This window comes from Streptococcus sp. k-628 (assembly GCF_013277475.1).
Classification (GTDB): domain Bacteria; phylum Bacillota; class Bacilli; order Lactobacillales; family Streptococcaceae; genus Streptococcus.
On sequence record NZ_VMMZ01000084.1, the window covers coordinates 1 to 9,750 of the forward strand.

Genomic DNA, 9,750 nt, shown 5'->3' on the forward strand with positions numbered 1-9,750 from the left:
TTTTCATTGAGTATAAGTTTAGCAGGAAAATAGACACAAAAGAAAAGTTTTTGGTATAATAAGAATATGTACACAAAAAATGAAGAAGAACTGCAAGCCTTAGGGGAGCGTTTGGGTCATTTATTAGAAAAGAATGATGTTTTAATTTTAACTGGAGAACTGGGTGCAGGTAAAACAACCTTTACTAAAGGACTTGCTAAAGGTTTACAGATTTCTCAAATGATTAAAAGTCCAACCTATACTATCGTAAGAGAGTATGAGGGGCGTCTTCCGCTTTACCACCTAGATGTTTATCGTATAGAGGGGGATGCTGATTCTATTGATTTAGATGAATTTCTCTTTGGTGGAGGCGTGACTGTTATTGAGTGGGGAAATCTCTTAGGAGATGCCTTGCCAGATACTTATTTAGAATTGGAAATTCTAAAAGAAGAAGACGGTCGCAGATTACATTTCCAAGCAAAGGGGTTGCGTGCAGAAAAACTCTTAGAGGAGCTTCAACATGGAGTATGAATTGCTCATTAGGGAAGCAGAGCCCAAAGATGCAGCTGAATTAGTGACCTTTTTAAATCGTGTAAGTTTGGAGACAGATTTTACTAGTCTGGACGGGGAAGGTATTCTATTGACAGATACTGAGATGGAGTTGTTTTTGGATAAACAGGCTCACTCAGAAAATCAAATCACTTTACTTGCCTTGCTGAATGATGAAATTGCTGGTCTTGTAAATATCACAGCTGACCAGCGTAAGAGAGTCCGTCATATTGGAGACCTCTTCATTGTGATTGGTAAGAAATATTGGAATAATGGCTTGGGAAGTTTGTTGCTAGAAGAAGCGATAGAGTGGGCACAAGCAAGTGGCATTCTGCGTCGTCTCCAACTGACTGCCCAAACTCGTAATCAGGCTGCAGTTCATCTGTATCAAAAGCATGGCTTTGTCATTGAAGGTCGCCAAGAGCGTGGAGCATATATAGAAGAAGGGAAATTTATCGATGTTTACTTGATGGGTAAACTGATCGATTAGTAGAAATATGGTTAAAAAAATTATTGGAATGGTGCTAGCTTTACTTTCTGTAACTGTAGTAGGAGCAGGTATTTTTGCTTATACTATTTATCAACAAGGGACAGAAACCTTAGCTAAAACCTATAAAAAAATCGGCGAAGAAACCAAGGTTATTGAAGCGACTGAACCTCTAACCATTCTGTTAATGGGAGTGGACACCGGAAATGCTGAACGAACTGAAACTTGGGTCGGTAGAAGTGATAGCATGATCTTGATGACAGTGAATCCTAAAACGAAAAAAACAACGATGATGAGTTTAGAACGGGATATTCTGACCCGCATTGAATCAGGGAATGGTCAGGCTCATGAAGCGAAACTGAATTCAGCATATGCAGATGGTGGAGCAGAGCTTGCTATAGAAACCATTCAAAAAATGATGAATATCCATATTGATCGCTATGTGATGGTCAATATGAAAGGGTTGCAAAAACTAGTGGATGCAGTAGGTGGTATTACAGTCAATAATACCCTAGGTTTCCCAATTTCTATCAGTGACCAAGAAGAATTTAATACCATTTCTATCGGTGTTGGGGAGCAACATATTGGGGGAGAAGAAGCCCTAGTCTATGCACGAATGCGTTACCAAGATCCTGAGGGGGATTATGGTCGTCAAAAACGTCAACGTGAAGTTATTCAAAAAGTCATGGAAAAAGCTCTCAGTTTAAATAGCGTTGGTCATTATCAAGAGATTCTAAAAGCTTTGAGTGACAATATGCAGACCAATATTGATTTGTCTGCAAAAAGTATCCCTAACTTGCTAGGCTATAAAGATTCATTTAAAACTATTGAAACTCAGCAGTTGCAGGGTGAAGGAGAGATGCTTCAAGGTGTTTCTTACCAGATTGTTTCGAGAGCCCATATGTTGGAAATGCAAAATCTACTCCGACGTTCTTTGGGACAAGAAGAAGTCACTCAGCTTGAAACCAATGCGGTTTTATTTGAAGATTTATTTGGCAGAGCCCCTGTTGGTGATGAAGATAATTAACTTTTGATACAAATAAAAAATCAATCGTAGGAAATTTCCTGCGATTTTTTCAAAAAAATACGAATAGATAGGTAGGAGGAAACATGAAAGCAGAAATCATTGCTGTTGGAACAGAGATTTTGACAGGACAGATTGTCAACACCAATGCTCAGTTTTTGTCGGAAAAACTAGCTGAGATTGGAGTAGACGTATATTTTCAGACAGCTGTAGGAGACAATGAAGCTCGTCTCTTGTCTTTACTTGAGATTGCCAGTCAACGTAGCAGTCTGGTGATTTTGACAGGTGGTTTGGGGCCGACTGAGGACGATTTGACCAAACAAACTCTGGCTAAATTTTTAGGGAAAGAATTAGTCTTTGACCCTCAGGCGCAGGAGAAGTTGGATGTCTTTTTTGCCCAGAGACCAGACTATGCCCGAACACCGAATAACGAAAGACAAGCTCAACTTGTAGAAGGAGCGACTCCGCTGCCAAACGAAACAGGACTGGCTGTGGGCGGAATATTAGAAGTAGACGGAGTGACCTATGTCGTCCTTCCAGGTCCGCCAAGTGAATTAAAGCCTATGGTTTTAAACCAACTTCTACCAAAGTTGATGACAGGGAGCAAGCTGTATTCCCGAGTTCTTCGTTTCTTTGGAATTGGCGAGAGCCGGCTGGTGACGATTTTGGCTGATTTAATTGCTAATCAAACAGATCCTACCTTGGCCCCTTATGCCAAGACAGGAGAAGTCACTCTGCGTCTGTCAACAAAGGCTAGCAGTCAAGAAGAGGCAAATCAGGCGCTGGATATCTTGGAACATCAAATCTTGGATCACCAGACTTTCGAAGGCTTTTCTTTACGAGAACTTTGCTATGGTTATGGGGAAGAAACTAGTTTAGCCAGCATTGTGGTAGAAGAACTGAAAAAACAAGGGAAAACTATCACGGCTGCAGAGAGTTTGACGGCAGGGCTTTTCCAAGCTAGGGTAGCGGATTTTTCAGGAGCTTCCAGTATATTTAAGGGTGGTTTTGTAACCTATAGCTTGGAGGAAAAATCAAAGATGTTGGATATTCCTGCCAAGGATTTGGAAGAACATGGTGTGGTGTCTGAATTTACAGCTCAGAAGATGGCTGAGCAGGCACGAATCAAGACCCAGTCTGATTTTGGAATTAGTTTGACTGGAGTAGCAGGACCGGATAGCTTAGAAGGGCACCCAGCTGGGACAGTCTTCATAGGCTTGGCTCAAGAGCAAGGAACTGAGGTTATCAAGGTGAATATTGGAGGTAGAAGTCGAGCAGATGTACGCCACATTGCGGTTATGCATGCCTTTAACCTAGTTCGCAAGGCTTTATTAAGTGACTAACTTTTGATATAATAGTAGATAGGTCTAAGGACCATTAGAATGTAGGAGAATAGAATGGCGAAAAAACCAAAAAAATTAGATGAAATTTCAAAAAAGTTTGGGGCAGAACGTGAAAAGGCCTTGAATGACGCTCTTAAATTGATTGAGAAAGACTTTGGTAAGGGGTCAATCATGCGTTTGGGTGAACGTGCGGAGCAAAAGGTGCAAGTGATGAGCTCAGGTTCTTTGGCTCTTGACATTGCCCTTGGTTCAGGTGGTTATCCTAAGGGACGTATCATCGAAATCTATGGGCCAGAGTCATCTGGTAAGACAACGGTTGCCCTTCATGCAGTTGCGCAAGCGCAAAAAGAAGGTGGGATTGCAGCCTTTATTGATGCGGAACATGCCCTTGATCCAGCTTATGCTGCGGCTCTTGGTGTCAATATTGACGAATTGCTCTTGTCTCAACCAGACTCAGGAGAGCAAGGTCTTGAGATTGCAGGAAAATTGATTGATTCAGGTGCAGTTGATCTTGTCGTGGTCGACTCAGTTGCAGCCCTTGTACCTCGTGCGGAAATTGATGGAGATATCGGAGATAACCACGTTGGTTTGCAGGCTCGTATGATGAGTCAGGCTATGCGTAAACTTGGTGCTTCTATCAATAAAACCAAAACAATTGCCATCTTTATCAACCAATTGCGTGAAAAAGTTGGAGTCATGTTTGGAAATCCAGAAACAACACCTGGTGGACGTGCTCTGAAATTCTATGCTTCAGTGCGTTTGGATGTTCGTGGTAATACACAAATTAAGGGAACTGGTGACCAAAAAGAAAACAATGTTGGTAAAGAAACTAAGATTAAGGTTGTAAAAAATAAGGTAGCTCCACCGTTTAAGGAAGCCGTAGTTGAAATTATGTACGGAGAAGGAATTTCTAAGACTGGTGAGCTTTTGAAGATTGCAAGCGATTTGGATATTATCAAAAAAGCAGGGGCTTGGTATTCTTACAAGGATGAAAAAATCGGGCAAGGTTCTGAGAATGCTAAGAAATACTTGGCAGAGCACACAGAAATCTTTGATGAAATTGATAAGCAAGTCCGTTCTAAATTTGGCTTGATTGATGGAGAAGAAGCTTCAGAACAAGATACTGAAAACAAAAAAGATGAAGCAGTTCAAGCAGATTCTGTGAATGAAGAAGTCACACTTGACCTAGGCGACGAACTTGAAATCGAAATTGAAGAATAAGCTGTTAAAGTAGTGGAGAAATCCGCTACTTTTTCGATTTTTGATTCAAGATTTCAGATTGACTATGGTTTGCTGTTTCTTGTGGCTCCACTAGAAAGCTGATATAATAGCTTTATGAATAAAAAACGAACAGTGGACCTGATACATGGTCCGATTCTTCCCTCGCTCTTAAGCTTCGCCTTCCCAATCTTGCTATCAAATATTTTTCAACAGCTCTATAATACTGCTGATGTCTTGATTGTTGGACGATTTCTTGGTCAAGAATCCTTGGCGGCGGTAGGGGCGACGACAGCGATTTTTGACCTGATTGTAGGTTTTACACTTGGTGTTGGCAATGGCATGGGGATTGTCATTGCCCGTTATTACGGGGCTCGGAATTTCACTAAAATCAAGGAAGCAGTAGCAGCCACCTGGATTTTAGGTGCACTTTTGAGTATTGTAGTTATGTTGCTGGGCTTTTTTGGTTTGTATCCTCTTTTACAGTACCTAGATACTCCTGCTGAAATACTCCCTCAATCCTATCAATATATTTCTATGATTGTGACCTGTGTCGGTGTCAGCTTTGCCTATAATCTTTTTGCAGGTTTGTTGCGATCTATTGGGGACAGTCTGGCTGCCCTTGGCTTTTTGATTTTCTCTGCCTTGGTCAATGTAGCTCTGGATCTCTATTTCATTACGCAACTGCAACTGGGGGTTCAATCTGCGGGCCTTGCTACCATTATTTCGCAAGGTTTATCAGCGATTCTCTGTTTTTACTATATTCGTAAGAGCGTGCCAGAACTTTTGCCTCAGTTTAAGCATTTCAAATGGGATAAGTCCTTGTACGCGGATCTCTTGGAGCAAGGTTTGGCTATGGGCTTGATGAGTTCAATTGTGTCCATCGGCAGTGTGATTTTACAGTCTTCTGTTAATACTTTTGGAGCCGTGATTATTAGTGCTCAAACAGCGGCGCGACGCATTATGGCCTTCGCCCTTCTTCCTATGACTGCTATTTCCGCTTCGATGACGACCTATGCTTCTCAGAATTTAGGTGCTAAGCGCCCAGACCGCATTGTTCAAGGTCTTCGAATCGGCAGTCGTTTAAGTATATCCTGGGCAATTTTTGTTTGTGTCTTCCTCTTGTTTGCTAGTCCAGCCTTGGTTTCCTTCCTGGCTAGTTCGACAGATGGTTACTTGATAGAAAATGGTAGTCTCTATCTGCAAATCAGTTCAGCCTTTTATCCTATTTTGAGTCTCTTGTTGATTTATCGCAATTGCTTGCAGGGCTTGGGGCAAAAGGTTCTTCCTCTGGTTTCTAGCTTTATCGAACTAATCGGGAAAATCGCTTTTGTGGTCTTGATTATCCCTTGGGCAGGCTATAAGGGAGTTATCCTTTGCGAACCGCTCATCTGGGTTGCCATGACAGTTCAACTGTACTTCTCATTATTCCGTCACCCCTTGATAAAAGAAGGCAAGGCTATCTTGGCAACCAAAGTGCTCTCCTAGCTGTATTTGCTAATAAAATCCATTTCCTCTGGTGAAAATCGAAAAAACTTGTGCTGTCATCTTTAGTTTGGTCTTGAAAATAGTTTAACAGACTTTTGATTTCTTTTATATGATATAATAAAGTATAGTATTTATGAAAAGGACATATAGAGACTGTAAAAATATACTTTTGAAAAGCTTTTTAGTCTGGGGTGTTATTGTAGATAGAATGCAGACCTTATCAGTCCTATTTACAGTGTCAAAATAGTGCATTTTAAAGTTCTATCTACAAGCCTAATCGTGACTAGGATTGTCTTCTTTGTAAGGTATAAATAAAGGAGTTTCTAGCTCTGGATTGTAAAAAATAAGTTGTTTTAATTGATAAGGAGTAGAATATGGAAATTGATGTGAGTAAATTAAGAACAGATTTGCCTCAAGTCGGCGTGCAACCATATAGGCAAGTCCATGCCCATTCCACAGGCAACCCCAACTCAACGGTTCAAAATGAGGCTGACTACCATTACAGAAAAGATCCTGAATTGGGCTTCTTTTCTCACGTAGTCGGTAATGGTCGTGTTATGCAGGTAGGACCTGTTGATAATGGTGCCTGGGACGTTGGGGGCGGTTGGAATGCAGAAGGTTATGCACAAGTTGAACTGATTGAAAGCCATGAATCAAAAGAAGAGTTTCTGATTGACTATCGTCTCTATATCGAACTCTTGCGCAATCTAGCAGACGAGGCTGGGATACCTAAAACACTTGATACAGACGACTTGGCAGGTATCAAGACACACGAATATTGCACCAATAACCAACCTGACAACAACTCAGATCACATTGACCCCTATCCTTATCTTGCCAAATGGGGTATTAGCCGTGAGCAGTTTAAGCAGGATATTGAAAACGGCTTGACGATTGAAGCAGGATGGCAACAGAACGATACTGGCACCTGGTATGTACACTCAGACGGTTCTTATCCAAAAGATAAGTTTGAGAAAGTCAATGGTACCTGGTATTACTTTGACGGTTCAGGATATATGCTTGCAGATCGCTGGAAGAAGCACACAGACGGCAACTGGTACTGGTTTGATCAGTCAGGCGAAATGGCGACAGGCTGGAAGAAAATCGCTGAGAAGTGGTATTATTTTGACACAGAGGGCGCCATGAAAACAGGCTGGATCAAATACAAGGAGACTTGGTACTATCTTGATAGTCAAAATGGGGACATGGTTTCCAATGCCTTTGTCAAATCAAATGATGGCTGGTATTACCTTAAAGAGGATGGTACGATAGCAGAAAAACCAGAATTTACAGTCGAGCCTGAAGGCTTGATAACAGTAAAATAATAATGGAATGTCTTTCAAATCAGAACAGCGCATATTATTAGGTCTTGAAAAAGCTTAATAGTATGCGTTTTCTTGTGGAGATATTTCCTTCAATTTTTGCTACTATATTAAATAAAAATCAAAAAGCAAACTAGAAAGTTATGCTCAAATAAAATCTAAATTTGACAATGTAAACCGATTGAAGCGTTTAAAGCGCAATTTATTACTGAACAAGAGGGCAATCATATCTGGAATAATATGCTTAAAAAGAGAAGGAAAATTGGGGCGGCTTCTTTTTCAGACTATCTTCGTGGAAGTGTTCATCAAAATAGACAAAAATAAATTTGGATAAATCGAACTCACTATTCAGTAGGCATATGAGCACTTCGAAGAAGAAAAGTGTCAAATTGAGCCTATAAGAGTAGAAATGACCTACATAGGGGATGAGAGAAAAGTTGTCCTTGAAGTTTCCCTGAACTATCAGTCGCATGTCAAACGATATGTAGGGTGATATGAGAGGGGATAGCGAGTAGTTTTTGGTTATTTTATCAAAAAAACTTGTATTTTATCATACTGAATGATAAAATACAAGAAAAATAGTAGAATAAAGGAAAGCTTTTCTAAAATGTGTATCTCCCCACAGGATTCGTTCTTGTGGGATTTTTTTCGTTAAAGAAAGCGATAAATATTGACTTTTTTAAAGAAAGATGTCATAATTAAGTTGGAAAAAACGTAAAAGTATCACTTTTCTCGTTATCCCGACTCCCAAAACGTCGTTAAACCGCTCGGCAATCCATGGAGACATGGACACATAGTAGTAAGCACGCTATGTGGCTTGGCAGAGCTAAAAACTGTTCCCTTGCGATAAGCCTAATAAGCACAACATAGGGAGTTAGAGAAGCCGACTCTAATCATCCACTTTGGGCAGTAGTGAGAACTGCCCCGTGCTTTTTTTATTTTGAGAAAATATGGAGTTTGTCGTTGAAATTACTTGATTGTATTTTAGATTATCAAGAGAAATTCGATGGAAAAACATGTCAAGTATCAACGAATTATAAGCATTTAGAGACTTTCGAAGTAGATTTTTGCTTGACTGATTTACATCACTTATTTGGCTTGCACAAAATCACACGAGATTATGCTAGTCAAACAATACCTGCTATTCAAGCTGGTGTTTTTATTTTGGAAGAATATAAAAATAATCCCATGTACAACGATGTTATAGAAAGGATATCTTTGTATAGTTTTATCGGTGATATCTTCTATTCTAGGATAACAAGTTGTTGTATCCTAGCCAAAGATTTATCTAAAAACACTATGAAGTTGGATGTCATATTTTTTGAAGATAGAAACAAAAGATCCGCAATTTTAGGTTTACGAAGAGATAAAAGTGGAATGTTTAAACCGGTTACTCTACATTTTACAAGCGCTAAGAAATATGCTAAAGTTCGTAAAACAGATGTGAAAGAAATTAAATGGTTATAAAAAAACTTTTCGCAGGCTTCGGCTTGCGTTTTTTTGCTTGATAAAATTAAAAAAATGTGCAAAAATAAGTAGAATTGAAAACAGGAAAAAACACCTCCTTTCGATTCGCTAAGCCTCTTCGCAAGGCAATGAGGGGGCGGAGAGACGCGCTCGTCAACAGAAGTATCTCATTGGAAATGTTGCTCACTTTTTTAGTGAGCTTTTTATTTAAGGAATAGGAATGAAAAGTAAGAAGTTAAAATTATACTCAATGAAAATCTCTTCAAACCACGTCAGCGTCACCTTGCAGTCTGTATCTTACTGACCAAGCTAGTGATGGACTTAGAATAGGTGATTTGGAGCGCCCTATTGGCTAGGAAATGCTGGCAATAGTCCTTGACTGAGGATAGGGTGTGACACTCAACTGGTTGATCTAATTGATAGGAAGGAAATTACTATAAAATACTCAGGCTTCTATCATATATTTTGAAATGTTTTTGTAATCAAAATGTAACAATATTGTAATATTGGCGCAGAGGATGTTGTACATATATAAATATAGTATAACTCTCGTCTATTTGTTAAAAAATAGGCTGTATCAAAAGGTTTTATATGTCTGTGCATATATATATATATATATATATATATAATGTCGCTTTTTTCTTGTATTTCCTGATTCCATCTTATCAGCGAGAGGGTTGATTTGTATGTCAGAAATGTTACTATATAGTTGATATATTATCGTCTATCGGCTTTTTGTGCGCTTTCTAAGCTCGGAGAAAGCCTCAGGCGAGGAAAGGATTCACTTATGTTCAAGAAAAAGAATGATGGTAATGGAGAGAAAATTTTCCGTTATTCCATTCGTAAATACCATTTTGGAGCTGCTAGTGTTGC

The 9,750-nt window shown here is 39.6% G+C and carries 9 protein-coding genes; all 9 read left to right on the forward strand.

What is annotated here, in order from left to right; genetic code table 11:
• Positions 1 to 66: 66 nt before the first annotated feature.
• Positions 67 to 510 (forward strand): tRNA (adenosine(37)-N6)-threonylcarbamoyltransferase complex ATPase subunit type 1 TsaE, encoded by a 444-nt coding sequence (gene tsaE / locus HT730_RS09185; protein WP_000288239.1) that lies wholly within the window; start codon positions 67 to 69, stop codon positions 508 to 510.
• Positions 500 to 1,018: a GNAT family N-acetyltransferase gene (locus tag HT730_RS09190; RefSeq protein WP_173307409.1), complete on the forward strand. Its 519-nt coding sequence runs from the start codon at positions 500 to 502 to the stop codon at positions 1,016 to 1,018. The genes tsaE and HT730_RS09190 overlap by 11 nt, the downstream gene beginning before the upstream one ends.
• A 7-nt stretch (positions 1,019 to 1,025) precedes the next feature.
• The gene (locus tag HT730_RS09195) at positions 1,026 to 2,042 is read left to right on the forward strand and encodes an LCP family protein (protein WP_000239274.1); all 1,017 of its coding nucleotides are present in this window, start codon (positions 1,026 to 1,028) and stop codon (positions 2,040 to 2,042) included.
• A gap of 83 nt (positions 2,043 to 2,125) precedes the next feature.
• A complete protein-coding gene (locus tag HT730_RS09200; RefSeq protein WP_173307410.1) occupies positions 2,126 to 3,382 on the forward strand; it encodes a competence/damage-inducible protein A in 1,257 nt (418 codons plus the stop codon).
• Positions 3,383 to 3,436: 54 nt separating this feature from the next.
• Complete coding sequence (gene recA, locus HT730_RS09205) at positions 3,437 to 4,603, forward strand: recombinase RecA (RefSeq protein WP_173307411.1); 1,167 nt, start codon at positions 3,437 to 3,439, stop codon at positions 4,601 to 4,603.
• Positions 4,604 to 4,717: 114 nt separating this feature from the next.
• On the forward strand, positions 4,718 to 6,088 hold the full coding sequence (locus HT730_RS09210; RefSeq protein WP_173307412.1) for an MATE family efflux transporter: 1,371 nt from the start codon (positions 4,718 to 4,720) through the stop codon (positions 6,086 to 6,088).
• Between the two features lie 374 nt (positions 6,089 to 6,462).
• Positions 6,463 to 7,413: an N-acetylmuramoyl-L-alanine amidase family protein gene (locus HT730_RS09215; protein ID WP_173307413.1), complete on the forward strand. Its 951-nt coding sequence runs from the start codon at positions 6,463 to 6,465 to the stop codon at positions 7,411 to 7,413.
• Between the two features lie 909 nt (positions 7,414 to 8,322).
• Positions 8,323 to 8,877 (forward strand): PBECR4 domain-containing protein, encoded by a 555-nt coding sequence (locus HT730_RS09220; RefSeq protein WP_314514302.1) that lies wholly within the window; start codon positions 8,323 to 8,325, stop codon positions 8,875 to 8,877.
• Between the two features lie 787 nt (positions 8,878 to 9,664).
• The coding region (locus tag HT730_RS09225; protein WP_173307414.1) for a YSIRK-type signal peptide-containing protein at positions 9,665 to 9,750 on the forward strand (86 nt) is incomplete at its 3' end.